Annotated in this window: 25 protein-coding genes; 18 read left to right on the plus strand and 7 right to left on the minus strand. The window is 69.6% G+C overall.

Features of this window, described 5'->3' with window-relative positions; translation table 11 throughout:
- Positions 1-53: 53 nt before the first annotated feature.
- The 7 genes from ACIQTT_RS09805 to ACIQTT_RS09835 all read left to right on the plus strand — a co-directional run bounded on the left by ACIQTT_RS09805 (position 54) and on the right by ACIQTT_RS09835 (position 5911).
- Positions 54-782 (plus strand): Type 1 glutamine amidotransferase-like domain-containing protein, encoded by a 729-nt coding sequence (locus tag ACIQTT_RS09805; protein WP_402788995.1) that lies wholly within the window; start codon positions 54-56, stop codon positions 780-782.
- Positions 779-2134: an anaerobic C4-dicarboxylate transporter family protein gene (locus ACIQTT_RS09810; RefSeq protein ID WP_402788997.1), complete on the plus strand. Its 1356-nt coding sequence runs from the start codon at positions 779-781 to the stop codon at positions 2132-2134. The genes ACIQTT_RS09805 and ACIQTT_RS09810 overlap by 4 nt, the downstream gene beginning before the upstream one ends.
- Before the next feature lie 33 nt (positions 2135-2167).
- On the plus strand, positions 2168-3475 hold the full coding sequence (locus ACIQTT_RS09815; protein WP_402788999.1) for a threonine/serine exporter ThrE family protein: 1308 nt from the start codon (positions 2168-2170) through the stop codon (positions 3473-3475).
- Between the two features lie 139 nt (positions 3476-3614).
- Positions 3615-3956, plus strand: coding sequence for a PadR family transcriptional regulator (locus ACIQTT_RS09820; protein WP_402789001.1), 342 nt, complete (start codon positions 3615-3617; stop codon positions 3954-3956).
- Position 3957: 1 nt separating this feature from the next.
- On the plus strand, positions 3958-4329 hold the full coding sequence (locus tag ACIQTT_RS09825; protein WP_402789003.1) for a DUF1048 domain-containing protein: 372 nt from the start codon (positions 3958-3960) through the stop codon (positions 4327-4329).
- Positions 4326-5147: an ABC transporter ATP-binding protein gene (locus ACIQTT_RS09830; protein ID WP_402789005.1), complete on the plus strand. Its 822-nt coding sequence runs from the start codon at positions 4326-4328 to the stop codon at positions 5145-5147. Before ACIQTT_RS09825 ends, ACIQTT_RS09830 begins: the two co-directional genes overlap by 4 nt.
- On the plus strand, positions 5144-5911 hold the full coding sequence (locus tag ACIQTT_RS09835; protein ID WP_402789007.1) for an ABC transporter permease: 768 nt from the start codon (positions 5144-5146) through the stop codon (positions 5909-5911). The genes ACIQTT_RS09830 and ACIQTT_RS09835 overlap by 4 nt, the downstream gene beginning before the upstream one ends.
- A gap of 404 nt (positions 5912-6315) precedes the next feature.
- Here ACIQTT_RS09835 and ACIQTT_RS09840 read toward each other — a convergent pair whose 3' ends face one another.
- The 4 genes from ACIQTT_RS09840 to ACIQTT_RS09855 form a co-directional block, all read right to left on the minus strand.
- Positions 6316-7233: a glycine betaine ABC transporter substrate-binding protein gene (locus ACIQTT_RS09840; protein ID WP_402789009.1), complete on the minus strand. Its 918-nt coding sequence runs from the start codon at positions 7231-7233 to the stop codon at positions 6316-6318.
- Between the two features lie 106 nt (positions 7234-7339).
- A complete protein-coding gene (locus ACIQTT_RS09845) occupies positions 7340-8329 on the minus strand; it encodes an ABC transporter permease (RefSeq protein ID WP_402789011.1) in 990 nt (329 codons plus the stop codon).
- Positions 8329-9639 (minus strand): glycine betaine/L-proline ABC transporter ATP-binding protein, encoded by a 1311-nt coding sequence (locus ACIQTT_RS09850; protein WP_402789013.1) that lies wholly within the window; start codon positions 9637-9639, stop codon positions 8329-8331. Before ACIQTT_RS09850 ends, ACIQTT_RS09845 begins: the two co-directional genes overlap by 1 nt.
- 409 nt (positions 9640-10048) lie before the next feature.
- Positions 10049-11299 (minus strand): class I SAM-dependent methyltransferase, encoded by a 1251-nt coding sequence (locus ACIQTT_RS09855; RefSeq protein WP_402789015.1) that lies wholly within the window; start codon positions 11297-11299, stop codon positions 10049-10051.
- Positions 11300-11471: 172 nt separating this feature from the next.
- On the opposite strand from ACIQTT_RS09855, the gene ACIQTT_RS09860 reads away from it, so the two are divergent.
- The 3 genes from ACIQTT_RS09860 to ACIQTT_RS09870 all read left to right on the plus strand — a co-directional run bounded on the left by ACIQTT_RS09860 (position 11472) and on the right by ACIQTT_RS09870 (position 13671).
- Positions 11472-12476, plus strand: coding sequence for an ABC transporter ATP-binding protein (locus ACIQTT_RS09860; protein WP_402789017.1), 1005 nt, complete (start codon positions 11472-11474; stop codon positions 12474-12476).
- On the plus strand, positions 12469-13269 hold the full coding sequence (locus ACIQTT_RS09865) for an ABC transporter permease subunit (protein WP_402789019.1): 801 nt from the start codon (positions 12469-12471) through the stop codon (positions 13267-13269). The genes ACIQTT_RS09860 and ACIQTT_RS09865 overlap by 8 nt, the downstream gene beginning before the upstream one ends.
- 81 nt (positions 13270-13350) lie before the next feature.
- Positions 13351-13671, plus strand: a complete 321-nt coding sequence (locus tag ACIQTT_RS09870) for a hypothetical protein (RefSeq protein WP_402789021.1) — start codon at positions 13351-13353, stop codon at positions 13669-13671.
- Positions 13672-13808: 137 nt separating this feature from the next.
- On the opposite strand, the gene ACIQTT_RS09875 is transcribed toward ACIQTT_RS09870, so the two are convergent.
- On the minus strand, positions 13809-15083 hold the full coding sequence (locus ACIQTT_RS09875) for a hypothetical protein (RefSeq protein WP_402789023.1): 1275 nt from the start codon (positions 15081-15083) through the stop codon (positions 13809-13811).
- Between the two features lie 135 nt (positions 15084-15218).
- Between ACIQTT_RS09875 and ACIQTT_RS09880 the strand changes: the two genes are divergently transcribed.
- Genes ACIQTT_RS09880 through ACIQTT_RS09890 form a run of 3 tightly spaced genes read left to right on the plus strand, consistent with a single transcriptional unit; the run spans position 15219 to position 17196 of the window.
- Positions 15219-15611 carry a GntR family transcriptional regulator gene (locus ACIQTT_RS09880; RefSeq protein ID WP_402789025.1) on the plus strand — a complete coding sequence of 131 codons (393 nt, stop codon included), beginning with the start codon at positions 15219-15221 and terminating at the stop codon, positions 15609-15611.
- Positions 15608-16510, plus strand: coding sequence for an ABC transporter ATP-binding protein (locus ACIQTT_RS09885; protein ID WP_402789027.1), 903 nt, complete (start codon positions 15608-15610; stop codon positions 16508-16510). Before ACIQTT_RS09880 ends, ACIQTT_RS09885 begins: the two co-directional genes overlap by 4 nt.
- Entirely contained in the window at positions 16510-17196 is a 687-nt protein-coding gene (locus ACIQTT_RS09890; protein WP_402789029.1) for a hypothetical protein, read from the plus strand. The genes ACIQTT_RS09885 and ACIQTT_RS09890 overlap by 1 nt, the downstream gene beginning before the upstream one ends.
- A 105-nt stretch (positions 17197-17301) precedes the next feature.
- Here ACIQTT_RS09890 and ACIQTT_RS09895 read toward each other — a convergent pair whose 3' ends face one another.
- Positions 17302-17883, minus strand: coding sequence for an ArsR/SmtB family transcription factor (locus tag ACIQTT_RS09895; protein ID WP_402789031.1), 582 nt, complete (start codon positions 17881-17883; stop codon positions 17302-17304).
- Positions 17884-17957: 74 nt separating this feature from the next.
- Between ACIQTT_RS09895 and ACIQTT_RS09900 the strand changes: the two genes are divergently transcribed.
- A complete protein-coding gene (locus ACIQTT_RS09900) occupies positions 17958-19280 on the plus strand; it encodes an MFS transporter (RefSeq protein WP_402789033.1) in 1323 nt (440 codons plus the stop codon).
- Positions 19281-19487: 207 nt separating this feature from the next.
- Here the strand turns inward: ACIQTT_RS09900 and ACIQTT_RS09905 are convergent, their stop codons facing one another.
- Positions 19488-19706: an SCO4848 family membrane protein gene (locus ACIQTT_RS09905; protein ID WP_247623906.1), complete on the minus strand. Its 219-nt coding sequence runs from the start codon at positions 19704-19706 to the stop codon at positions 19488-19490.
- A gap of 122 nt (positions 19707-19828) precedes the next feature.
- Here ACIQTT_RS09905 and ACIQTT_RS09910 point away from each other — a divergent pair, with 122 nt between their 5' ends.
- The 4 genes from ACIQTT_RS09910 to ACIQTT_RS09925 all read left to right on the plus strand — a co-directional run bounded on the left by ACIQTT_RS09910 (position 19829) and on the right by ACIQTT_RS09925 (position 25227).
- Complete coding sequence (locus tag ACIQTT_RS09910) at positions 19829-20449, plus strand: RNA polymerase sigma factor (protein WP_402789035.1); 621 nt, start codon at positions 19829-19831, stop codon at positions 20447-20449.
- Entirely contained in the window at positions 20446-20916 is a 471-nt protein-coding gene (locus ACIQTT_RS09915; RefSeq protein ID WP_402789037.1) for a hypothetical protein, read from the plus strand. Before ACIQTT_RS09910 ends, ACIQTT_RS09915 begins: the two co-directional genes overlap by 4 nt.
- A 136-nt stretch (positions 20917-21052) precedes the next feature.
- Complete coding sequence (locus tag ACIQTT_RS09920; RefSeq protein ID WP_402789039.1) at positions 21053-22609, plus strand: S8 family peptidase; 1557 nt, start codon at positions 21053-21055, stop codon at positions 22607-22609.
- A gap of 149 nt (positions 22610-22758) precedes the next feature.
- Positions 22759-25227, plus strand: coding sequence for a CHAT domain-containing protein (locus tag ACIQTT_RS09925; protein WP_402789041.1), 2469 nt, complete (start codon positions 22759-22761; stop codon positions 25225-25227).
- The last annotated feature ends 123 nt before the right edge of the window (positions 25228-25350 follow it).

Consider the following 25350-nt stretch of genomic DNA (forward strand, 5'->3'; position numbering starts at 1 on the left):
ATATCTTGGCCGCATCTGCAGTCGAGAGGGCGGGGTGGCTCATGTCTCATGTGGTGGCAACCGGAGCGGGCAAGGCGATGATGGAGCGTCGGAACGATCCGACGCACGACTACATCCTCGGGCTCACGCGCAAGAAGCGACCCCGGGTCCTCTTCGTCGGCACGGCGACAGGAGACGACGCCGCCTACATCGTGAGCTTCTACTCGACGTACGACTCCGACCGGTGCGCACCGCACCATCTTCCGCTCTTCCACCGGGCCGTCGACGATCTCGCAGGCTTCGTGAAGGGCTTCGACGTGATCCACGTCGGCGGCGGCAACACCGCCAACATGCTCGACGTATGGAAGCGGCAGGGCCTCGACGAGATCATGCGCGAGATGTGGGATGACCCCGACTCGAACGTCGTGTTCACGGGCGGCAGCGCCGGGGGTATCTGCTGGTTCGAGGGCGGAACCACAGACAGCTACGGCCCGACCCTCCAGGTGCTCCCCGAGGGACTCGGCTTCCTGCACGGCAGCTTCTGCCCGCACTACGACGCCGAGGATCAGCGGCGCCCGCTCTTCCACGACTCGCTGCTGAGCGGCGAGCTCGCGACGGGCTACGCGGTCGGTAATCTCCAGTCGCTGCACTTCGAGAACGCCGACTTCGTCACCGCGATCAGCCCGGTCGAGAACCCCCTGGCCCTGCGGGTCGAGGCCATCGACGGACGCATCGTCGAGACCGAGCTCGCGACCGAGATCCTCACGGGCACCGGCCCCATCACGCGGGGGCCGTCGTCATGAACGACAACGTGTGGATCCTCATCGCGCAGCTGATCGTCGTCATCCTCGCCATCTACATGGGCACCCGCACGAGCGGGATCGGCCTGGGCGTCTGGGGGCTCGTCGGCGTCGCCGTGCTGATCTTCGTCTTCGGCGAAGCACCCGGCAACGCCCCGGTGGATGCCGTCTTCATCGTCATCACGGTCATCACCGCGGCATCCACGATGCAGGCGGCCGGAGGCATCGACTGGATGGTGTCGGTCGCGGCGAAGGTGATCCGGCGCAGGCCGAAGTCGGTGGTGTTCCTCGCCCCCGCCATGTCGTTCCTCTTCACGGTCGGCGCGGGCACCGGCAACATCTTCTACCCGCTCCTGCCCGTCATCTACGACGTGTCGTACCAGCAGAAGATCCGCCCCGAACGCGCGCTGTCGGTCTCGGCGGTCGCCTCGCAGGTCGGCATCCTCTGCTCTCCCGTCTCGGCCGCGACCGCGTCGATGGTCGTGCTGCTCGCCCCTCAGGGCGTCGACCTCGGTGGACTGCTGCTCATCATGTGGCCCGCATCCATCGCGGGCCTGTTCGTCGCCGCTCTCGTCATGCTGCGCCACGGCAAGGACCTCGAGGACGACCCCGAGTTCCAACGTCGTCTCGCCGACAAGCAGATCAAGCCGCCGACGGTGGATGCTCACGAGCACAAGCTCGCGCCGACCGCCGTGCTCTCGGCTGCGCTGTTCCTCATCGGCGTCGGTGTGATCGTGTTCTTCGGACTCTTCGAGGGCCTGCGTCCGGTGATCGGCACCGATGACTCCGGCGACCCGGTGCGACTCAGCGTCACCGTGATCATCGAGGTCGTGATGGGTGTGATCGCGGCGCTGATCTTCGTGTTCTGCAAGGTCAAGGCATCCGATGTTCCGAAGCAGCCGACATTCCCGGCCGGCCTCGTCGGTGCGATCGCCCTCTTCGGAATCGCCTGGCTCGCCAACACCTTCGTCGCCGCGAACCAGACCCTCATCGTCGACGGGCTCGGATCGGTGGTCTCGGGATCGTCGGCGTTCCTCGGGGCGCTGCTGTTCGCGCTCGCCCTCTTCGCGGTCGCGATGCTCACCACCAGCCAATCGAGCGCGACCAACGCGATCGTGCCGATCGGCATCACGATCGGTCTGCCCGCACCTCTCCTGGTCGGGCTCTGGCCATCGACGATGGGCATCTACACGCTGCCCGCCAACGGCAGCCAGGTCGCGACCGTCGCCTTCGACCAGACCGGCACGACGAAGATGGGCAAGTACGTCTTCGACCACTCGTTCCAGCTGCCGAACCTCGTGTACGTCGGCGTCGCGATCATCGTCGGAGTCACGCTGTCGTTCCTGTTCGCGTGACATGACGGCGCACGCGCAGGGCGGGCCGGCGGCATGACGGATGCCGTCGGCCGCTCGGCCCTGCGCCAGTTCCTGCTCGGGCTGGCGCAGGGGATGAACGCCTCGGCCGAATCGGTCGACCGCATCCGCGACACCATGACCGAGGTGGCCGACGCCTACGGAGGCGACGACACCGACTTCGTGGTGCTGCCGACGATCATCCTCGTCGAGACGGGCGACGACGAGGAGTCGCGGGTCGCGATCCGCTCGGCGACGAACGCCTCGTTCCGCTTCGATCAGATCGCCGCTCTCTACGAGCTGATCGCGCGGGCCAGGGCCGGCGAGGTGCCGCCGCTCGACGGCATCCGTCGTCTGAACGAGATCGGCGCGATGCGCCCGCGCCTCGGCTGGGTCACCCGCACGTTCGGCCACGCCGTGCTGACGACCGGCCTCGCGCTGCTGCTCACCCCCACCTGGCAGGGCGCGATCGTCGCGTTCGCGCTCGGCGCGGGGATCGGACTGCTCAAGCTCGTGCGCTCGCCCACACTGCAGCTCGTGCTGCCGATCGCCGCCGCGTTCGTGTGCGCGACGGCGGTTTTCTTGCTCGCGGAGGTGATCGAGATCGGCGACCCGATCCGCCTGCTGATCGCGCCGCTGGTGACGTTCCTGCCCGGCGGGGTGCTGACCACCGCGACCGTCGAGCTCGCCGCGGGGCAGATGATCTCGGGGGCGTCGAGGCTGGTCTACGGCTTCGTGCAACTCGCTCTGCTGGCCTTCGGCATCCTCGCCGCCGGCACCGTGATCGGCGTCGAATCCCGCTCGTACGAACCCCTCGCCGCGAGCGCCTTCCTGCCGTGGTGGGTGGCGCTCATCGGCATCCTGGTCTTCGCTCTCGGCAACTACCTGCATTTCTCGGCGCCCGCCTCGACGTTCGGTTGGGTGCTGCTGGCGCTGGTGGTGGCGTACGCCGGCCAGTGGGCGGGGTCGGAGCTCCTGGGTCCGACGATCGGCGGTTTCATCGGCGCCGTCGCGATGACCGTGGTGGTGTTCTGGATCGCCTCCCTGCGCCACGGCGCGCCCGTGCAGATCACCTTCCTTCCCGCCTTCTGGCTGCTCGTCCCCGGGGCCGCCGGCCTCGTCGGGCTCACCGAAGCCGTGGCGACCGACAGCGGCCTGACAGACTTCGTCGAGGCGCTCGTGTCGGTCATGTCGATCGCGTTGGGCGTGCTCATCGGCACCGCCCTCTACCGCGTCGTGCATCACGGAGCCGAGGAGATCGTGCAGTTCGTGGTGCCGCCGCCGGCCGCCGTCGCCGAGGCCCCGCGCGGCGTGTGGGATCGCCTGCTGCCCTGGCGGCACTAGGCGCCCGCGCCCCGCTGGCCCGCTTGCCCCGGAGTTCCGAGGGCACCACTATTCGGTGTTGCTAAGTACCAGTACCTAGTGTTACTTTGTACCGGTACCCAGCAACACTGAGTACCACGCATGACGGAAGGAGATCCTGGTGGGCAAACAGATGACCGAGATGCTCAAGGGCACCCTGGAGGGCATCGTCCTGGCTCTCCTCGCCGAGCAGCCGGCCTACGGGTACGAGATCACCACCCGCATCCGCGATCACGGATTCACCGAGATCGCGGAGGGCACGATCTACGCCCTGCTCGTGCGCGTCGAGCAGAAGAAGCTCGTCGACGTCGAGAAGGTCCCGAGCGAGAAGGGGCCGCCGCGCAAGGTGTACTCGCTGAACGCGGCCGGCACCCAGGAGCTCGAGGAGTTCTGGAAGACCTGGAACTTCCTCGCGCAGCACATCGAACGACTCAACACGAACAACACCGACGAGGAGAACTGACATGACCGCGAAGTGGATCGAAGCGCTCACCGGATCGCTCGAGCAGAAGAAGCAGTACAAGCAGGCGAAGGCTCGGCTCGACGCCCTGCCCGAGCCCTACCGCGCGACGGCGGATGCCTTCCACCGGTACTTCATGTACTACGGAGGCATCACCGAGGGCGACACCCTCGTGCAGATGATCGCCGACTACGCCGACCTGTGGGAGCGCGCCGCGATCGACGGCACCCCGATCAGCGCCATCGTCGGCGACGACCCGGTGGAGTTCGCCGAGAACTTCGCCCGCGCGTACAGCGGAAAGCAGTGGATCGACAAGGAGCGGGCGCGCCTGATCAAGGCCGTCGACGACGCACTCGACAAGGAGAAGGAGTCATGACCGCAGCCATCAGCGTCACCGGCATCGAGAAGTCCTACAAGGACCTCCACGTGCTGAGGGGCGTCGACTTCGAGGTCGCGGCGGGGTCGATCTTCGCGCTGCTCGGCTCGAACGGCGCCGGCAAGACCACCATGGTGCGCATCCTCTCGACGCTGCTGACGGCGGATGCCGGCACGGCGACCGTACGCGGATTCGACGTCGCGAGAGAACCGCTGAAGGTGCGCGAGTCGATCAGCCTGACCGGCCAGTTCGCCGCCGTCGACGAGATCCTCACCGGGCGTGAGAACCTCGTGCTCGTCGCGAAGCTGCGGCACCTTCTCGACGCCGGGCGGATCGCCGACGATCTACTCGCCCGCTTCCGGTTGACGGATGCCGGTGGCCGGAAGGTCGGCACCTACTCCGGCGGCATGCGCCGCCGCCTCGACATCGCGATGAGCCTGATCGGCGATCCCGCGGTCATCTACCTCGACGAGCCCACGACGGGCCTCGACCCCGAGGCCCGACTCGAGGTGTGGCAGGTCGTGAAGGAGCTCGCGCACACCGGCACCACCGTGCTGCTCACCACCCAGTACCTCGACGAGGCCGAGCAGCTCGCCGATCGCATCGCGATCCTGCACGAGGGACGCATCATCGCGAACGGCACGCTCGCCGAGCTGAAGGCACTGCTGCCTCCCGCGAAGGTCGAGTACGTCGAGAAGCAGCCGACGCTCGAGGAGATCTTCCTCTCGCTGGTCGGCCCTCGGACACGCAAAGACGGGGTCGCTGAGCCTGTCGAAGCGTCCCACCCCGAAGCATCCACGAAGGAGGACCGTTCATGAGCACGCACTTCGTCGCCGACACGGCGACCCTCACCGGACGGTCGATGCGGCACATCTTCCGCAGCGCCGACACCATCATCACCACGGCGGTCACCCCGATCGCCCTGATGCTCCTGTTCGTGTACGTCTTCGGCGGGGCTCTGCGTCAGAGCACCGGGCAGGAGAACTACGTGAACTATCTGCTCCCCGGCATCCTGCTGATCGCGATCGCATCGGGCATCGCCTACACGGCGTTCCGCCTCTTCACCGATCTGCAGAGCGGGATCTTCGAGCGATTCCACTCCATGCCGATCGCCCGATCGAGCGTGCTGTGGGCGCACGTGCTCACCTCGCTCGTCGCGAACGCGATCACGCTGGCGATCATCTTCGGCGTCGGTTTCCTGATGGGATTCCGCACCGGGGCGAGCGTCGGGGCGTGGTTCGCGGTGATCGGCATCCTGCTGCTGTTCACCCTGGCGCTCACGTGGCTGGCGATCATCGCCGGCCTCAGCGCCAAGACGGTCGACGGGGCGAGCGCGTTCTCGTACCCGCTGATCTTCCTGCCGTTCATCAGCTCGGCCTTCGTGCCGACCGACACGATGCCCGGACCCGTGCGCTGGTTCGCCGAGAACCAGCCGGTCACGTCGATCGTGAACACGATCCAGGCGCTGTTCGCCGGGGAGCCCGTGGGGTCCGAGATCTGGGTCGCCCTCGCCTGGTGCGTCGGCATCCTGATCGTCGCCTACGCCTTCGCGATGCTCGCCTACCGCAAGAAGGTGCGCTGATCCGGGCCGGCAGTCGCACCCAACTCAGGAACAATCGATCGAAACCGCCCCGGAACGGCCGTCCGGGGCGGTTTTGTGTGCGGTCTTCCTGAATTGGGTACGCGTCGGTTCAGCCCGTCCGGAGCCATCGCGACGTTCGCCCGCTGCGGCACGGTGCGCTGAGCGGCGGCGTCCGCCGTCGGACGAAGGGCCCGGCGCACGCGGTACTGAGCAGATCTCACGCACCTGAGGACCGCTCGCGCGAACTGCTCCTCAGGTGCGTGTGAAGTCCCCACGAACGTGCGGATCGACCCCGCCCCGGGCGGAGAAAACACCGATGGGCGGAGGATTCGAGAAGAATCCTCCGCCCATCGGTGAGAGATCCGCCCGTCGCGTTGCAGCGCGGGGCGCGACGGAACGTCAGATCAGCTGACGACCCAGTCGAAGTCCGCGCCGTGCTCCTCGAGCCACGCGTCGACCGCTTCGGCTTCGTTGCCCTCGCCGTACTCGTTCACGACGAGGTCCTCGAGCGAACCGTACTGCGCGTCGTCGAGCTTGATCTGCTCGATCAGCTCAGCGGCCTCGGGGAACTCCTCGGCGAAGCCCTTCGTTCCCAGGAAGTGCAGGGCCTCGGCCTCGCCCATGGCACCCATCGGGTCTTCGAGGTCCTTCACGGGGAAGGCGTCGTTGGCCCAGAACGGACGCCACAGCGTCACGACGATGTCCTCCTGCTTGTCGGTCGCCGACTTCAGCTCGGTGAGCATCGCGGCGGTCGACGAGGTGACGAGCTCGTACTCGCCGTCGAGCCCGTACTCGGGGAGCATCTTCTGGGTCTGCGCCGTGAGTCCGGCACCCGGCTCGATGCCGTAGATCTTGCCGTCGAGCTCGGCGCCCTTGCCCGCGAGGTCTTCGATCGAGTTCAGCTCGGAGTACTCCGGAACCGCGATCGTGAGCTTGGCGTTGTCGTAGTAGGCGCCGAGGTCTTCGATCTTGTCGCCGTACTCGTCCATGTAGGACTTGTGGGTGAGCTCGGGCCAGGCCGACGGGTAGATGTCGACGTCGCCCTGCGCGAGACCCGTGTAGAGCGGGCCCGCCTCGGTGAGCGTCTTCATCTCGACGTTGTAGCCGATCTTCTCGAGCTGGTCCTGCAGCAGGTACGCGGTGCTGAGACCGTCGGTCCACGCCGGGAGGTAGCCGAGCGTGATCGTGCCCTTGTCGCCCGAGCCGGCGTTGCCGCTGTCGGAGCCGCCTCCGGTGCCGCCCATGCCGTCGCCGCTGCAACCGGCGAGGGTCAGGGATGCTGCGGCGCCGATCGCCGCGATGGTCAGGAGCTTCTTCTTCATGTGTATCTCTCTCGTTCCGTATGGATCACTGTGTGCGGTGGTGCTGCGGGATCGATATGCCGTCTTCCCGAGCCTGGGAAGGTGACATATCGATCCCGCGGGGGGGTTAGGCGGTGGTGACCGGGGCGCGGCGGGGCGACGCGACGTGGCGCTCGGCCTCGTCGGCGGCATCCGTCGCGTCTCCGGAACCGGCGGACGCCGAGGGGGATGCCGTCACCCGGTGCGAGGCACGGCGACGCGCGAGCATGCCGAGCAGCGACGACGGGTTCTCACCCAGCGTGCCCAGCGCCGCGGTCACGCGGTCGAGGAACACGGCGATGAGCACGACGCCCAGACCCGCTTCGACGCCCTTGGCGATGTTGATGGTCGAGATCGCTTCTACGACGAGCTTTCCGAGGCCGTCGGCGCCCGCGATACCGGCGATGACCGCCATCGACAGGGCGAGCATGATGACCTGGTTGACGCCGGCGAGGATGGTCGGCATCGCGAGCGGCAGCTGGATGCCGCGCAGGATCTGCCCCGGCTTGGCGCCGAACGCCTGCCCGGCCTCGACGGTCTCGGAATCGACCCCGCGGATGCCGAGCTCGGTCAGTCGCACGCCCGGGGGCAGAGCGAAGATCACGGTCGCGACGACGCCCGGCACCACGCCGATGCTGAAGAACACGATGGCGGGGATCAGGTAGACGAAGGCGGGCATCGTCTGCATGAAGTCGAGCACGGGCTTGAGGATCGTGCGCACGGTGGCGTTGCGGGCCGACCAGATGCCGAGCGGGATGGCGATGATGATCGCGATCACGGCGGCGACGAGCACCAGCGCGAGCGTCTGCATCGCGGGAACCCAGAGGTTCATGGCGACGATGAGCCCGAACGAGATCACGGTGCCGATCGCGAGCTGCCACGAGCGCACCAGCCACGCGATGAGCGCGGCGATCACGATGATGACGATGAAGTGCGGGCTGAGCAGCGCGCGCGTCAGACCATCGACGAGGAAGCCGACCACGAACGAGATCCCGCTGAGCAGGCCGTCGAGGTTGTCCCTGACCCAGTCGACGCCGGTCGCGACCCAGGAACCGAGAGGAATGCGGAAGCCGTCCATCAGCGCACCTCCCCGACGGTCGATGCGTCCGAGCCCGTCGCGGGCTCCGCCGTCCATCCGTCGTTGAGCACCGCGTCGACCTCGGCCTGCGGCATGGGCTGCAGCGGCAGCGTGAGCTCACCGGTGGCGTTCGGCCCGGGGCCGAGCGCCGCGAGCAGGGTGATCCGCGGGATGACGCCGACCAGGCGGCCCTCGGCATCGGTCACGGCGAGGGGGAGCGACGACTCGACGGCGGGGACGAAGAGGTTCATCAGCACCTCGTCCTCGCTCACGCTCTGCGGCACGGGCTTGATGATGTCGCGCAGGCTGGCGGTGCCCTTGCGCACCAGCTTCACGGCATCCCGGTCGGTGACGATCCCGACCAGCTTGCGGTCGCGGCCGACGACGTAGGTCGCCGACATGAACGCGTCGCGCATCTGGCGGAGCGCGGTACGGGGGCCGGCGCCCTCGGCGACGACGGGGCGCGGGCGCTCCATGACGTTGCCGGCGGTGAGCACGCGTGCGCGGTCGACATCCTGCACGAACTGCTCGACGTAGTCGTTGGCGGGGTCGGTGAGGATGTCTTCCGGCGTGCCGATCTGCACGATGCGGCCGTCGCGCATCACCGCGATCCGGTCGCCGAGGAACATCGCCTCGTTGAGGTCGTGCGTGATGAACACGATCGTCTTGTGCAGCTTCTGCTGCAGCTCGAGCAGCTGCTCCTGCATCTCGCGGCGGATGAGCGGATCGAGGGCGCTGAACGCCTCGTCCATGAGCAGGATCTCGCTGTCGGCGGCGAGCGCGCGGGCGATGCCGACGCGCTGCTGCATTCCGCCCGAGAGTTCGGACGGCATCTTCTCGCCCTGGCCCTCGAGGCCCACGAGCGACAGGATCTCCTCGGCCTTGGCCAGGCGCTCGGCCTTGGCGACGCCGCGCAGTTCGAGAGGGTAGGCGACGTTCGCGGCGACCGTGCGGTGCGGAAGCAGGGCGAAGTGCTGGAAGACCATCGATACGCGGTCGCGACGGATCTCGCGCAGCTGCTGCGCCGGGATGCCGGTGATCGGGTCGCCGTTCACCGTGACGGATCCGTCGGTGGCGGGGTGCAGGCCGTTGAGCATGCGGATGATGGTGGACTTGCCGGAGCCGGAGAGCCCCATGATGACGAAGATCTCACCGCGGTTGACGGTGAAGCTGGCGTCGATGACGGCGGCGGTTCCCGCCTCGGCGACCTGCGTTCGGCTCTCGCCCGCCTTCAGCCGGCGGACGGCCTGGTTCGGATTCTTCCCGAACACTTTGAAAAGATTGCGCGCTTCTAGAACGGTTTCGGACACGTTTCCCCTGCGGCTCGCCTTCGGGTGGCTGAGCCTGCTTCGGTTACGCCCGGGTGATGCTCTCGAGGCCGTTCGACATGTCTGCTGTGGCGGCACGGACGGCGGATTTCGGATCCACCGCGATAGAGCAACGACCGTACGCCCACGCCTCTTCGCAGCACAGCTCATCGAAAGAAGGACGTGGTCGCGGACTGGTCTTCGGGCCGTCAGGCCCACAGACCAACGTAACGAAATGGCCGGTCAGGGGCAAATCCCGCATCTCGGCATACTCATAGAATGCGCGGCTGACCGGGGAATTGCTCGGGCATCTAGCGAATCTCGGGCGTGCGTGTCGGGAGCGATTCTCGCCTCTCCTGAGGGGTCGAGCCACGCCCTGCGGCGGCATCCGATGGCGACGTGTTCTGACCCCTCAGCGGGGGCGGCGGATGCTGCGCGTCACCGTGAACTTCGGCGTGCGGTGCAGCTGCTCGGTCGGCCCCACCAGACGGGTGAGTTCGGCCCGGTAGCCGAGTGACGAATTGAACACCGTGAAGAGCTCTCCGCCGGGTCGGAGCACACGAGCGGAGGCCTCGAACAGGCGCGTCGCCGCCCCCGTGTGCACGCTCGCCCCGAGGTGGAACGGCGGGTTGAGCAGCACGACGTCGACGGCTGCCGCCGGCACCTCGGAGGCCGCATCGTCGTGGGTGACGGTGACACGGTCGGCGACGCCGTTCGCGACGACGGTCGCACGGGCGGAGGCGACGGCCGCGGCCGAGCGATCGGTCGCGACCACGCGGGCGTCCGGGTGCGCGAGGGCGTACGAGACGGCGAGCGCGCCGGTGCCGCAGCCCAGGTCGAGGACGCGGTGCCCCGTGGGGGACGCTTCGACAAGCTCAGCGACCCAGCTCTCTGCACTGGGTCCCTGAGCGGTACCGGGTCCCTGAGCGGTACTGGGCCCCTGAGCCGCACTGGGTCCCTGAGCTTGTCGAAGGGCCCCGCCCCGCGACAGCCGCAGCACGTCGAGCAGCACCCGCGTCCCGATGTCGAGCTTCGCCCCGGCGAACGCCCCGCCGTGCGCGACGAGCGTCAACCCGTCATGCCTGGCCGTCACCGGGAAAAGCGGCGCGACCGGCACTTCCTTCGGCTCCGATGCGACGACGAGACGCGACTTCCGCTCGGCGCGCTGCGCCTGCACGACGCCGAAGCTGCGCCCGAGCACCTCGTTCTGCGCGATGGTCATGTGCTTCACGCGCCCGCCGGCGACGAGCACCGCATCGGGTGCGGCCCAGCGGGCCACGGCATCCGCGATCTCCTCGAGCTCGGCGAGCGCCTTCGGCAACTGCAGCAGCACGAGTCGCGCGCCGTCGAGCAGCGAGCGGTCGAGTTCGTGGGCGACGAAGCCGTCGATCCCGAGGTCGGCGGCGTTGCGGTCGAGCGCACGGCGACCGGTCGCCAGATCCTGGTGCACGCGGATGCCGCGCAGCCCCGCATCCGTCAGTGCGAGCGTGATCGCCCCGTACTCGTCGCCGATGACCGCGATCTCGGAACCGGCGAGGCCGCGTTCCGCGGCGAGCGCACGCGCGTGACCCGCGAGGAGCAGGTCGGTCGCGTCGTACGCCTGCAGGTTCTCGGCCTCGACATCGGGCCGGCGACGAAGGCGGCTGTAAGGGAACTCCGGCACCTGTTCACTGTACGCGGCGCCCTTCGTCTCGTCGTTGCGCTCCGCCCTCAGGGACCGGTTCCTGAGCGAGCGAAGCGAGACGACGGGCCTCTCGCTCAGGAACCGATGACGGGCGCTCTTGACACCCCCCGCCCGCGCTTCTAGCGTGCGAAGCAGTGGGAGGAGGCTCGCCATGAGCGACGCCATCGAGATCGCCGCGCTGCACAAGAGGTACGGGCGCCACACCGCGCTGCACAGCCTCGACCTGCGGGTCAGACCGGGCACGATCTTCGGCCTGATCGGACCGAACGGCGCGGGCAAGACGACGACGCTCCGCACGCTGGTCGACATCATCCGCCCGACCTCGGGCACGGCGCGCGTGCTCGGTGAGGATCCGCGCCAGGGCGGGGCGGCCCTGCGCCGCCGCATCGGCTACGTGCCGGGCGAGCTCCGACTCGAGGCGCGCACGACCGGCCGGCGGATGCTCGACTTCTACGCCGAGGTCTCGGGCACGGTCTCGCCGCACGACGTGCACGATCTCGCCGACCGGCTGGGGGTCGACCTCGGCCGCCCCGTGCACACGCTCTCGAAGGGCAACAAGCAGAAGCTCGGCCTGTTGCAGGCGTTCATGCACCGCCCCGAGCTGCTGATCCTCGACGAGCCGACGAGCGGTCTCGACCCGCTGGTGCAGCGTGAGTTCCTGCAGATGGTGCGCGAAGCGCGCGATGCCGGGCAGACGGTGCTGCTGAGTTCGCACGTGCTCAGCGAGATCCAGCAGACGGCCGACGAGGTCGCCGTGCTCGCCAACGGCCGCATCGTCGCCGAGGGAGATGTCGCCTCGCTCCGCCTCGGATCGGTGCGGCGGGTACGCGCGACGATCGCGACGACGGATTCCGCGCCCGCCGCCTCGTCGTTCGATCGGCTTCCGGGACTGACCGGTGTCGAGGTGCGCGAGGGCGACGGCATCCTGCACCTGTCGGCGACCGTCGACGGCGCGATCGATCCGTTCGTCAAGGCGCTCGCACCGTTCGAGGTGCGGGATCTCACGGTCGAGGAGCCCGATCTCGAGGAGTCGGTGCTGCGACTGTACGGGGGTGCTTCGGCATCCGCTTCGCCCACCGAGCCGGCCGACGCCGCACCCGCCGAGCACCGCCCGCAGACGCGTCGCGAGCGGCGGGAGGAGGGCGACCATGCGTAGGGTGCTGCCGGTGTTCCGGCGCAGCCTGCGCGAATCGTGGCGCAGCCTCGCCGCGTGGTCGCTCGGCATCGCGGCCGTGCTGTTCCTCTACCTGCCGCTGTATCCGAGCCTGGGCGGCGACGGGCAGTTGAAAGCGCTGCTCGACAGCCTGCCGAAGCAGCTCGTCACGACGCTGGGGTACGACCAGATCTCGACGGGCGCGGGGTACACCGAGAGCACCTTCTACGGACTGATGGGGTTCCTGCTGCTGACGATCGCCGCGGTCGTCTGGGGGTCGGCGGCGATCGCGGGCGCGGCCGAGTCCGGGCGCCTCGAACTCGACCTCGCGCACGGGATCGGGCGGATGCCGTACGCCCTCCAATCCACCCTCTCGGTGCTCGTACGGCTGGCCTGGCTGGGACTCTTCGCGGGGCTGCTCGTATGGGCGATGAACGAGCCGTCGAAGCTCGGCATCGACCCCGTGCGCATCATCGGGGCGAGCGCGGCGCTCGTGGCACTCGCGTTCCTCAGCGCCGCAGGGGCGCTGCTCGCCGGTGCTCTCACCGGGCGCCGAGCCGTCGCGACCGGTGTCGGCGCGGGCATCGCGGTGCTCGGGTACGTCTTCCAAGCGGTGGCGAAGCAGTCGCCCGACGTGGAGTGGCTCAACGCCCTCTCGCCCTACGCGTGGGTCTACCGGCATCCGCCCCTGCTCAACGGGGTCGACCTCGGCGGCCTCGCCCTGGTGTGGGGACTCGGCGTCGTGCTGATCGCGGCATCCGCCCTCGTCCTGCAACGCCGCGACATCCCGGGGTGAAGTCCACCGGGTCCCTGAGCCGCGCTGGATCCCCGAGCCTGTCGAAGGGCCCCATCCCGCGGAATCACCTACGTTAGGGGCATGGCCGAATGGAACGAGATGATCGTCATCTCGCTCGCGGTAGCGGTCGCGGTCGCCCTGCCGATCGTCACGCTCTGGCGGCTCCGCACTCCCGAGCGACGCCGTGACGAATGGCTCGGCGCGAATGCGCGGCCGCGTTCCGCCCGATGGGCGTACGCACTCGGAATCATCCTGCCGTCCATCGGCGGCCTGGGCTGCACGCTTCTCACCCTCACCGGTTATCGACTGGCCCTGGCCCCCGTCGCGCTGTTCGCCGGCCTCCTGGCGTCAGCGGCGATCTCAGCGACCGCGGCGTTTCGCACTCCGCGCGACCTCGACTGACGCGGCCGCCGGGGCCTGCGACGCTTCGACAGGCTCAGCGACCCAGGGGTGACGCGCTGACCCTGGGTCGACGAGGGCCGACCCAGGGTTCACAACTGGGTCCCTGAGCCTTGCCTGCGGGACCCACCGCGCACGACTCAGAAGAACGTGCGCACGAGCTCCACGACGCGATCCGACTCGGCCGACTCGACGACGGGCAGGAAGTGCCACTTGTCGAACGCGGTGCACGGGTGCGAGAGGCCGAGGGCGACGACGTCGCCGATCGCGACGTCCGCGCCGCGCACGAACGTGTGCTGGTCGTTCATCGCGGTGACGGATGCCCCGGCGAGCGGCGCGAGCGCCTCACCGAGATCTCCGGCGACCCCGTGCACGACGGGCAGCCCCTCGTCGAAGGGGAAGTCGCGCTTGCCGCCGTCGAGCAGGGCGAGCGCGGGCTCGGGGTGCGAGACGACCCGCGCGTAGCCGCGCATCGCCGAGCGGAACACCCCGCCCGCCTCCGTGCCGGGGAACGTCTCGTCGAGAGGCGAGATGCCGCGGTAGAAGCCGTCGTCGTGCACGATGTACGCGCCCGATCGCAGCGTGAACCGCGTGCGGGAGTCGCGGGCGATCGCGGTCGCGTAGACCTCGGCGACCAGGTCGAAATAGGCGCTGCCGCCCGCTGTGACGAAGACATCGCCCTCGTCGTAGAGGTCGCCGAGGGCCTCGTGCACGACGAGCTGGTCGGCCAGGTAGGCGCGAACGGCGGCGAGCGCGGCATCCGATCGGTCGTGCCCGAGCGCACCCTCGTAGCCGCCGACGCCGGCGAGGCGGAGCACATCGGATGCCGCGATCCGACGCCCGATCTCGATCGCCGCCTCGACGCTGCGGGCGCCGGTGCGTCCGCCCTCGGCACCCAGCTCGACGCACACGTCGACGCGGCGCGGCAGGTCGGTCCCGCGCAGGGTGCGCTCCATCGCGTCGACCGTCTCGAGGGAGTCGGCCCAGCTGACGAAGCGGAAGTCCGGATCGGCCAGTTCGGCCGCGAGCCACCGCAGCGAGCGCGCGTCGACGACGGCGTTCGCGAGCATGACGCTCTCCAGGCCGAAGGTGCGGGCCGTGCGCACCTGGCCCATGGTCGCGAGGGTGATGCCGGGGCATCCGATGTCGAGCTGGCGCTGCCAGAGCGCGGGGGCCATGGTCGTCTTGCCGTGGGGCATGAGCTGCAGGCCGCGGGCCTCGGTCCAGGCGGCCATGACCAAGAGATTGTGGCGCATCGCGGAGTCGTCGAGCGCGATGATCGGCGTCCAGAACTCCGACAGTCGGGGGCCGGTCGCGAGGAACTCGTCGACGGTCAGGCCGATCGCTCGCCCGGGAAGTCCCTTGTCGCGTGCGGTGAGGAGCTCGTCGCCCCATCCGTCCTGAAGTCGTGCCATGGGGTGTCCTTCGCGTGGGGTTCGTCGGGGGTCCTTACGAATCTACCCGCCCCGACTTGCACGGTGGGGTTGACAAGCCGCCCGGTTAGGGGGTTAGTTAGTCAGGTAAGTAACCACCTAACCGACGGAGGACGCGTGATCGAAGAAGGCAAGCCCCTCTTCCTCCAGATCGCCGAGCAGATCGAGGACTCGATCGTCGACGGTTCGCTGGCCGAGGAGGCCCAGGCGCCCTCGACCAACGAGCTCGCCGCGTTCTACCGCATCAACCCCGCCACCGCAGCGAAAGGAGTCGCGATGCTCACCGACAAGGGCGTCATCTACAAGCGCCGCGGGATCGGCATGTTCGTCGCCGACGGTGCCCGCGGGCGCCTCCTCGGCGAGCGCCGCGCCGCCTTCGCCGACCGGTACATCGACCCGCTGATCACCGAGGCCCGCACACTCGGTCTCGACGCCGACGACCTCGCCGCGATGCTCGCCGAGCGCGCGGCCCGCACATCCACCGCACGAGAAGGGAAGACCCCCGCATGACCACCGTCATCGAGGTGCAGAACCTCACCAAGCGCTACAAGGACACCCGGGCGCTCGACGACGTGTCGCTCTCGCTCGAGGGCGGCCACATCTACGGCCTCCTCGGCCGCAACGGCGCCGGCAAGACGACACTCATGTCGATCCTCACCGCCCAGAACTTCGAGACCTCGGGCACGGTGCGAGTGTTCGGCGAGCACCCGTACGAGAACTCCCGCGTGCTCAGCCACATCTGCTTCGTGCGCGAGAGCCAGAAGTACCCCGACGACGCCTACCCTCGGCACGCCTTCACGGCCGCCCGCCTGTTCTTCCCGAACTGGGACCAGGCCCTCGCCGACGAGCTCATCGCCGAGTTCCAACTGCCCATGAAACAGACGATCAAGAAGCTCTCGCGCGGTCAGCTCTCGGCGGTCGGAGTCATCATCGGTCTCGCGTCGCGCGCCGAACTGACGTTCTTCGACGAGCCGTACTTGGGTCTCGACGCCGTCGCCCGGCAGATCTTCTACGACCGCCTCATCGAGGACTATGCCGAGCATCCCCGCACCATCATCCTGTCGTCGCACCTGATCGACGAGGTCTCGAACCTCATCGAGAAGGTGATCGTGATCGACCAGGGGCGCATCCTCCTCAACGACGACACGGATGCCGTGCGCGACCGTGCCGTGACCGTCGTCGGCGACGCCGCCGCGGTCGACTCCTGGGTCGGCGACCGCGAAGTGCTCCACCGCGAGTCGCTCGGGCGCGTGGCATCCGTCACCGTGCTCGGCGCCCTCTCTCCCACCGAGCGCGCCGAGGTCACCGGACTCGGGCTCGACCTCGCGCCCGTCTCGCTCCAGCAGTTGATCGTCCGACTCACCCAGAAGGCCGAGAACCCCTCGGCCGTGAAGGAAGGGGCACTCTGATGCGACGCACGCTCAACGTCGTCCGCCTGCAGCTCATCAACCGGCAGACCTTCGTCTGGGTACCGCTGATCATCCTCGGATCCGCCGTCGTGATCTCGGTGCTCATCTACGCGATGATCCCGGTCGACACCCCCAAGTACGGCGGGGGCGGCCAGGCGCCGCTCTGGTACTTCTTCGCGATCGGCCTCTCGGCCATGACGCTCACGTTCCCGTTCTCGCAGGCGATGAGCGTCACCCGCCGCGAGTTCTTCACCGGAACCATGATCACGGCGATCCTCGGCAGCGCGTTCCTCGGCATCATCTTCCTGCTCGGCGGGGCGATCGAGACCCTGACCAACGGCTACGGCGTCAACGGCTACGTGTTCTACCTGCCCTGGCTGTGGGAGGCGGGCCCGCTCGGCGCGTTCACCGTGTACTTCACGCTGGCGCTGTTCCTCTTCGTGCTCGGATTCACGGGCGCGACGATCTACAAGAGCTGGGGGCCGACGGTGCTCACGATCGTGAGCGTGGGGCTGTCGCTCGTGCTGATCGGGCTGGCGTTCCTGGCCACGCGCCTCGAGCTGTGGGAGCAGGTGTGGAGGGCGATCCTCGACGCCGGAGCCCTCGGCCTCGCGCTCTGGGGCCTGGTGGCGGTCGCGGTGCTCACGGCGATCTCGTTCCTCGCCTTCCGCCGGGCGAAGCCTTAGCGCCCACACGTCGGGGATGCTTCGACAGGCTCAGCAACCCAGAACTGGGTCGGACCCGGAACTGGGTCCCTGAGCCTGTCGAAGGGCCCCACCCCGCGGTACCGATCAGATCGTGTCGTCGGCGCCGATCACGTCGATCTGCCAGTGGCGTCCGGCGGGGTCGGCGTCGTCGTGCGCCTTCTGCGCCTCGTCGAGCACCGCGTTCACCCGCTCCATCGCCTTCTCGAACTCCGCCTCGGTGAGCCGGATCGTGCGCTGCGAGAAGGTCGCGTGCACCTCGGCCGTGCGCCCGGCGACGTACTCGGGCGTCCACGCGATCACGCGGCGGAACAGGTCCTGGTGCTCTTCGGCGATGGCCGAGATCACGGCGGTTCCGAGGGCCTCGTCGACGACGGGGTTCTCGGGGCCGCCGACGTTGAGCGCACCCTTGCGACTCGTCCACACTCGGTCGCGGCGGTCGCGTGCGTTTTCGGGCGCCTCGACGATGAGCCCGGCATCCGCCAGCGCCCGCAGGTGGAAGCTGACGCTGTTGGCCGGCACCTCGAGCTCGGCGGCGATGTCGGCGGCGCGCAGGTGCTCGTGGCGCGAGAACAGGCGCAGGATGCGGCGGCGCAACGGATTCGCGAACGCCTTGAGCATCGCCGAGGTCATCCACTCGGCATCCGCCGTCGTCTCGTCGTCAGCCATTCGCCGAGTCTATCCGCACCCGAATTTGCGCAATAGTAGTTGCGCAACTGTTCTTGCGGATCTACCATCGAGCCATGACCACCGCGACCGCCCCGCACCGCCTGTGGCGGAACACCCGCTACCTCACCTGGCTCGTGAGCGACACGAGCAAGGGCCTCGCCTCCGCACTGTCGGGCTTCGCGATCCCGCTTCTCGCCCTCATCGTCACCGACGACCCCGCACAGGCCGGCATCATCGCCGGGGCCGGACTCGTCGCCCGACTGCTCACGACCCTCGTCGGCGGGGTCCTCGCCGATCGCCACCGCCGCGTCGTGCTCATGCTGATCGGCTCGCTGCTCGGCATCGCCCTCGCCGCGGCTTTCACCCTGCTCGCCGGGGCCGACGCCCTCACCTTCGCCGCACTGTTCACGATCAACCTGCTGCTCGCGGCGCGCAGCGGACTCTTCGACGTGGCCGGCGAGAGCGCGCTCAAGGAACTCGTCCCCGACGACGCCATGGGCCGCGCGCAGGCCGCCAACCAGGGACGGGATGCCGCGCTGCAACTCGCGGGCGGACCGCTCGGTGGCGTGCTGCTCGGCGTCGGAGGGTGGCTGGTCGGCCTCGTCATGACGCTCTGCCACCTGATCGCCGCAGGCACCGCGTGGGTGCTCGTGCGGGGTGGCTCGCGCACGACGCGCGAAAACGGAGACGCACAGACGGATGCTCGGCGCGTCGCGCCCGAACACGCCGCGGATGCCGCGGGCGATCCGGGTTTTCGCAGCGGAGTCCATGAGCTGGGCGAGGCGTTCCGCTGGCTGCTCTCCCGCCCGGATCTCGGCGGAGTGCTCGCGATCACGACGATCGTGAATCTCGGCTTCAACGCCGCGATCACCACGACGATCTACGCCCTGCAACAGGCCGGACACTCCGAGCTGCTGATCGGGGCGCTCAGCGCCGGAGTCGGTGCCGTGATGCTGGTCGGCGCCGTGATCGCTCCGCTGCTGGTTCCGCGCATCGGCGCCGGAATCCTGACCATCACCGCCCTGGCGGTGGTCGCGGTCGCCACCGTGGTGCTGTCGTGGGTGGTCGAACCGTGGGCGATCATCGCCGTGCTGGGCACGGCGGTGCTGCTCGTGCCCGCCCTCAACGCCGGAATGATGGGCTACTTCATGGTCGCGACCCCGAGCCACCTGCTCGGGCGCGCGAACAGCGCCGCCGGAGTGCTGGGCATGGGGGCGATGCCCCTCGGACCGCTGATCGCCGGATTCGGACTGGCCTGGGTCGGCCGTCAGAACACGATCCTGGTGTGCGCGGCGCTCTGCGCGATCGCGGTCGTGCTCGCGATCGGCAACCGCGCGCTGCGCGCCCTGCCCGTCGAGGCGCGGTGGGCCGAGCACGCCCGCCGGTACGAGGCCTGAAGCGTCAGCATCCGCCCCCGGCCCCGGCGACTTCGCCCCGGCCCTGCCGGGCGCCCCCTCCCCGGCCGAACGGCCCCGGCCCGCACAACATCGGAGATTCGAGCACGACACCCCGGTGCCGGATGCCGTCGCCCGGCGTGTCGCCCTGGATCTCCGAAGTTGTGCCGGGTAGGCGTTGTCGAAGCCCCGGGGCGATCGAGGCCCGAGTTACAGCGCGCCCGTGAGCGCGGCGATGCCGGCGAGCAGCGAGAGTAGCGCGAGGGTCAGCGCGATCGAGATCAGCACGATGTGCACGATCAGGAACTTCGTGGCCTTGCCGTTCGCATCCTTGGCACGCGGGTCCTTCGCGACCCGGCGGAGGAACTGCGGCCACGCGATCGCGTTGAAAGCGGCGTTGAGGAACAGGATGACGGCGAGAAGGGTCACCCCTCCACCGTATCGGCCCGGGGTGGCGGCATCCGCTCCCGAATTGATGGACTCCGACCAATCGCGTCATGTATCAGAAAGCACTTGCCGTGCTCCTGGTAGGTGTGCTCACAATGTCTTTCATGATCGACGGTGCTCCCGGCACCGCGCTCGATCCTGCGTCGGACGACGGTCCCCCTCGCTGGCAGCATGCGGCGAACCTGTTCGACGCATGGCGCGAGGGCGACGGTCGCGCGATGGACGGGCTCGTCCGTTTGATGACGCCCGTGCTGTGGCATGTCGTCCGGGCGTATGGACTCGAGCGCACCCTCGCCGAAGACGTGGTGCAGACCACATGGATGCGTTTGGTGCGCGGTCACGCCTCGATCGCCGATGCGCAGGCGGTCTCGGCCTGGCTCACGACGACCGCGCGTCGCGAGGCCTGGCGGGTGGGCAAGGCCCAGGGACGCACCGACACGACGGATGCCGACGACCTCGACGCGCTTCTGCCGGTGCAGGACTCGGCCGAAGAGCGCGCGACGATCGCGGATGAGCGACGGCGCCTCTGGGACGCGGTGCGCCGCCTGGCCGAGCGCTGCCAGCGGCTGCTGCGGGTGGTCGCTTTCGAGGACCGCCCGGACTACGCCCGCCTCGCCCAGGATCTCGCGATGCCGGTGGGGAGCATCGGCCCGACCCGGCAGCGGTGCCTCGCGAAACTGCGCTCCCTGCTCGACACCGCACCGCGAACGGAGGGGATCGCATGAGCGCCCACGACGACGCGCTGTTCGCCGAACTACGGGCGATGTGGCGCGATGCCGACCCCGTTCCCGACACTCTCGTCGATCGGATCATCGCGGCCGTCGCCGCCGACGGCCTGAACCAGGAGTACGCGCTGCTCACGCTCATCGAGGATCACCTCGGTGCGGTGCGGGGAGACACGGATGCTCTGACGTTGCAGTTCAGCGACGGCACGACGAGCATCCTGCTGCACGTCACGGCGAGCGCGGGCGGCCTGCGCCGCGTCGACGGATGGGTCGACACGGCGACCGCCGAGATCGTGCTCGTGCAGGGCGACGAGGGTTCTGCGGGTGAGACGATCCGCACGACCGAACCGGCCGAGACCGGCCGGTTCGTGTTCGACGAGGTGCCCGCAGGCATGACCACGGTGCGTCTGACCACGACCGTCGGCGGCGAGGCGCGCACACTCGCGACGCCGCGCTTCGAACTCTGACCGCCGTAACCGCTGTATCGCTGTATCGCTGTAACGCCGTATCGCTGTAACCGCTGTGAGCTGTGGCGGTGCCCGCCGACCCGACGGGCACCGGGGATGGAACGCGGGGAAGGACCCGCGCAGGAAGGGATGACGCATGGAGCAGCCGAGAGGGTGGAGTTGGCAGGACCGCGCGGAGGGATCGATCAAGCGGGGCAACGCCCTGGATCCGAGTGTGGAGCCGGTCGACGGCATCCGCGCGTTCCCCACCGCGTACCTGCCCACGCGCCTGCTGATCACGCAGGACCTCGAGAACGGGGAGGAGTACGACCGCGAGCTGCGCACGCTGCGCGACGCGGCCGACTCCTTCGGATGGACGCTCGAGATCGAGGCATCCGATCGTGAGAACGCCGGCGAGCTGCTGCCAGGAGTCCCCGGTTTCCTCCGCGCGCGCCTGACCACTCCCGAAGAGCCCACAGGCGGTGAATCACCCGTCGCTCCGGATGCCTGGCGCGTGCTGCAGCGCGCCCGCCGCATGTCACGCTCGACGATGCCGCGCACGAGTCTCGAGCACGTGCTGTCGATCGACCCGGTCGGCCTCAACCCGTTCAGCCGCACCAACCCCTTCAGCCGCACCAACCCGTTCAGCCGCACGAACCCCGTGCGCGGGGCCGGCGCGGGCGGCAGCGACGACTACCTCGAGCCGGGTCGCGGCGCGCGGCAGCCGGTGAGCTGGTTGGGCCCTGCGCCCCGGCGCGGACCCGACCCGACGAAGGGCCGCCGCCCCGTGGTGGCGGTGCTCGACACCGGTTGCGGGGTGCACGACTGGTTGCCCGATGACATCGTCACGCGTCAGGTCGAACTCGATGGGGTGCCGATCGGCCTGACCGACGACGCCGATCCCGAGCGCTACCCCGACCTGTACGGGCAGCTCGATGGCGAGATCGATGCGGTCGCGGGGCACGGCACGTTCATCGCGGGCATCGTTCGGCAGACCGCTCCGGATGCCGACATCCTCTCGGTACGCGTCGCCGGGGCGCTCGGTGTGGTCGACGAAAGCGACCTGCTGACGACGCTCGCGCAGGTGATCGAGCTTCTGCGGAGGTATCGCGAGAACCCGAAGACGGGGCATCCGATCGACGTGCTCAACCTGTCGCTCGGGTACTACCACGAGACCCCGGAGGACGGCCTCTACAGCCGCACGCTCTACGCGTTGCTCGCCAAGGCGCGGGAGCTCGGCTGCGTGGTCGTGTGCTCGGCGGGCAACGATGCGATCGACCGCCCGTCGTTCCCCGCGTCGCTGTGGGCGTGGCCGGGGGCCGACAACGGCATCGCCCGCGACCACTGGGCGCCGCTCGTCTCGGTCGGGGCCCTCAACCCCTCGGCACGCTCGGTGGCGCTGTTCTCGAACGTCGGGCCGTGGGTGCGGCTGTACGCCCCGGGGGCCGCGGTCGTGAGCACGTCGCCGGCGTTCGTGGGTGGCCAGCAGGCGATGACGCGGGCCGATATCGACGGGCTGCGGCGCGAGACGATCGACCCCGACGACTACCGCGGCGGCTTCGCGGTGTGGAGCGGCACGTCGTTCGCGGCCCCGTACGTCGCCGGCCGGATCGCCGCCTTCCTGGGCGAGGTCTCGGTCGCCGATGTCGATGCGGATGCCGTCGACGCGGCGGTGACCTCGGTGGTCGCCGACCTCCCCTCGCCGGTCGACTAGCCGCTTCTCCCTCGCCGAGCCACCCCTCTGCGGTCGAGCCACCCCTGTCCGGGCGGTACGCACAGGGGTGACTCGCGCGGAAAGGGGTGGCTCGGCTTTCCGCGGACCGGGACTTCCCCCCGGGTGCCGACACCCGGCATTCTGGGGGGATGCCCCTGTCCGCGAGCGAACTGCACCGGCGCGGGGTCGAAGCGGCCAACGCCCGACGGTTCGCGGCGGCCCGACGCGCCCTCGACGACGCGGCGACCCGCACCGACGACGCCGACCTGCGCGCACGGATCGACGGCACCCGAGCGTACGTGCAGGCGCAGACGGGGCATCCGTCCGAGGCAGAGCAGCTGTGCCGCGAGGCGCTCGATCGCGCGGGTCTGAGTGCCGCGACCGTCGCCCTGCTGAGCGGACAACTCGGCACGCTGCTCATGCACGGCGGCGCCCTCGCCGAGGCCGAGGTCATGCTCAGCCGTGCGATCGACGCCCTGGGGGCGACCGGCGACGAGAGCACCGAACTCGCGAACTGCCTCATGAACCGTTCGATGGTGCGGATGCAGCGGCACGAGCTCGCGGCATCGACCGACGATCTGCACCGGGCCGTCGCGGTCTACGAGGCGAACGGCGACGAGGAGCCCCTCGCCGAGGCCCGCCACAACCTCGGCTACGCAGCGCTGCTCGGCGGCGACCTGGTGACCGCGCTGTCGCTCATGACCGCCTCGCGTCCGGTGTTCGCGGCGACCAGCGACCTCGCGACGGCGATCAGCGATCTCGACCGCGCCGAGGTGCTGCGCGATGCCGGGCTGACGACCGAGGCCGAGACCCTGCTCGCCCGGGTCGCCGCGCAGTTCGGTGCGCAGCGGATGCCGCAGGCCCGGGGCGAGGCAGAATTCCACCTGTCGCGCTCCCTGATGCGGCACGATCCGGTGGCGGCCGAACGCATGGCACGCACCGCGGCTCGCCGCTTCGCCACCCTCGGCAGCGCGGGGTGGGCGGCACGCGCCGACGCTGTACGCCTCGAGTCGCGCCTGCGCACGCGCCCCTCGGGCCGCAGTGCGCGCCTCGACGACGACATCGAGCGCACGGCATCCGCTCTCGCCAGCGGCGGCTTCCGCACCGAGGCGACCGCCCTGCGGCTGGACGCGCGCCGCGACGGCAGCGGACGGATGCCTCGCATCGATGCGAGCGCCCCCACACCGCTGCGGCTGAGGGCGCACGAGGTGCGCGCAGCCCGAGCGACGGCCGGCGGTCGCCACTCGGAGGCCCTGCGCGCGGCGACCGAGGGACTCGATCTGCTCACCTCGTGGCAGCAGTCGTTCGGCGCGCTCGACCTGCAGGCCTCGGTGGCGATGCACGGTACCGATCTGATGTTCGCGGGGCTCCGGGCGGCGGCGCGCACGCGCGACCCCGAGGTGCTGTTCGAGTGGGCGGAGCGCGCCCGCCACCTCAGCCACCAGGTCGCCCCGGTGCGTCCGCCGGTGGATGACGCACAGGCATCCGATCTCGCCGAGTTGCGGATGCTGCGCGCCGATCTCGCCGGCTCCGACTGGACCACCGACGCCCGCGTGCGCGTGCTGCGCGACCGGGTGCGCGAGCGGCAGTGGGCGGCCACCGGCGCGGGCGAGACGCGCGGACGCCTCGATCTGCCCGGCGCCCGCGCACATCTCGACCCGGGTACGGCGCTACTCGCCTACCTCTACACGGGCGACGAGCTGCTGTGCGTGGCGACGACGGCATCCGGAGCGTCGGTCGTCGAGCTGTCGTGGCCGCGGGTGCGCGCCGCGATGGACGGACTCCGCGCCGACCTCGACGTCGCCGCCCTCACCCGGGGCGGCCCCCTGTCCACGCTGATCGAGCGCTCGCTCGCCGTGCGCCTGCAGACCCTCGACGACGAGCTCCTCTCCCCGGTGCGCGCCGCAGTGAACCCGGCGGATGCACAGCGCGTCGTCATCACGCTGCCCGGAGTGCTCGCCGGTGTGCCGTGGGCGATGCTGCCCGGCATGCACGGTGTGCCCTTCACGGTCGCGACCTCGGCGTCGCGGTGGGCCGAGGTGCGCACGCACCGCGCCACGAGCCTTCGCCCGGAACGCATCGGCTTCGCCACCGGTCCGCGCGTGCCCCGCGCCGCAGAAGAGGTGCAGCGAGCGGGCGCGGCCTGGGTGACGACGGATGCCGCGACCACCACGCTCCTCGGAGGCGAGGCGACGGTGTCGGCCGTGACAGAGCTAGCCGGGGCATCCGATCTGCTGCACATCGCGGCGCACGGGCGGCACTCCGCCGACAACCCCCTGTTCTCGGGGTTCGAACTCGCCGACGGCACGCTGTTCGGGTACGACGTCGACCTGATCCCGACGGCCCCCGAGACGGTCATCCTCTCGGCGTGCGAGCTGGGCCGATCGGCGGTGCGCTGGGGCGAGGAGGCGCTCGGCATGACGCGGGTGTGGCTGCACGCCGGCACCCGCTGCGTGATCGCCGCGCCCGTCACCGTGCCCGACGACGTCGCCTGCGAGTTGCTCGCCGCGGTGCACGGACACCTCGCTGACGGCATGGAGCCCGCCCCGGCGCTCGCCATCGCCGCCCAGGACACCGGGCATCGGGCGCCATTCCAGTGCCACGGCGCCGGGTTCTGAAGTTTCGAATTTTTTCTCGACGCGATGTATCACGAGGGGCGCGAGGCGCTCCTGTTCTTCGGAAGGTGTCGAACGCGAAAGGCTCCGAGCATCGGAGCGGGAGGGCGCGGTCGAGGGGGGTTC

The sequence above is a fragment of the Microbacterium sp. NPDC090225 genome (assembly GCF_044772365.1).
In the GTDB taxonomy this organism is placed as follows: Bacteria; Actinomycetota; Actinomycetes; order Actinomycetales; family Microbacteriaceae; genus Microbacterium.

What these genes read in the sequence shown, in the direction of transcription:
- ACIQTT_RS09810 (WP_402788997.1), top strand. Translation starts at nt 779, where the DNA reads ATGAACGACAACGTGTGGATCCTCATCGCGCAGCTGATCGTCGTCATC.
- ACIQTT_RS09815 (WP_402788999.1), top strand. Translation starts at nt 2,168, where the DNA reads ATGACGGATGCCGTCGGCCGCTCGGCCCTGCGCCAGTTCCTGCTCGGG.
- ACIQTT_RS09825 (WP_402789003.1), top strand. Translation starts at nt 3,958, where the DNA reads ATGACCGCGAAGTGGATCGAAGCGCTCACCGGATCGCTCGAGCAGAAG.
- ACIQTT_RS09830 (WP_402789005.1), top strand. Translation starts at nt 4,326, where the DNA reads ATGACCGCAGCCATCAGCGTCACCGGCATCGAGAAGTCCTACAAGGAC.
- ACIQTT_RS09835 (WP_402789007.1), top strand. Translation starts at nt 5,144, where the DNA reads ATGAGCACGCACTTCGTCGCCGACACGGCGACCCTCACCGGACGGTCG.
- ACIQTT_RS09840 (WP_402789009.1), bottom strand. Translation starts at nt 7,233, where the DNA reads ATGAAGAAGAAGCTCCTGACCATCGCGGCGATCGGCGCCGCAGCATCC.
- ACIQTT_RS09845 (WP_402789011.1), bottom strand. Translation starts at nt 8,329, where the DNA reads ATGGACGGCTTCCGCATTCCTCTCGGTTCCTGGGTCGCGACCGGCGTC.
- ACIQTT_RS09860 (WP_402789017.1), top strand. Translation starts at nt 11,472, where the DNA reads ATGAGCGACGCCATCGAGATCGCCGCGCTGCACAAGAGGTACGGGCGC.
- ACIQTT_RS09865 (WP_402789019.1), top strand. Translation starts at nt 12,469, where the DNA reads ATGCGTAGGGTGCTGCCGGTGTTCCGGCGCAGCCTGCGCGAATCGTGG.
- ACIQTT_RS09870 (WP_402789021.1), top strand. Translation starts at nt 13,351, where the DNA reads ATGGCCGAATGGAACGAGATGATCGTCATCTCGCTCGCGGTAGCGGTC.
- ACIQTT_RS09875 (WP_402789023.1), bottom strand. Translation starts at nt 15,083, where the DNA reads ATGGCACGACTTCAGGACGGATGGGGCGACGAGCTCCTCACCGCACGC.
- ACIQTT_RS09885 (WP_402789027.1), top strand. Translation starts at nt 15,608, where the DNA reads ATGACCACCGTCATCGAGGTGCAGAACCTCACCAAGCGCTACAAGGAC.
- ACIQTT_RS09890 (WP_402789029.1), top strand. Translation starts at nt 16,510, where the DNA reads ATGCGACGCACGCTCAACGTCGTCCGCCTGCAGCTCATCAACCGGCAG.
- ACIQTT_RS09895 (WP_402789031.1), bottom strand. Translation starts at nt 17,883, where the DNA reads ATGGCTGACGACGAGACGACGGCGGATGCCGAGTGGATGACCTCGGCG.
- ACIQTT_RS09900 (WP_402789033.1), top strand. Translation starts at nt 17,958, where the DNA reads ATGACCACCGCGACCGCCCCGCACCGCCTGTGGCGGAACACCCGCTAC.
- ACIQTT_RS09910 (WP_402789035.1), top strand. Translation starts at nt 19,829, where the DNA reads ATGATCGACGGTGCTCCCGGCACCGCGCTCGATCCTGCGTCGGACGAC.
- ACIQTT_RS09915 (WP_402789037.1), top strand. Translation starts at nt 20,446, where the DNA reads ATGAGCGCCCACGACGACGCGCTGTTCGCCGAACTACGGGCGATGTGG.
- ACIQTT_RS09920 (WP_402789039.1), top strand. Translation starts at nt 21,053, where the DNA reads ATGGAGCAGCCGAGAGGGTGGAGTTGGCAGGACCGCGCGGAGGGATCG.
- ACIQTT_RS09925 (WP_402789041.1), top strand. Translation starts at nt 22,759, where the DNA reads ATGCCCCTGTCCGCGAGCGAACTGCACCGGCGCGGGGTCGAAGCGGCC.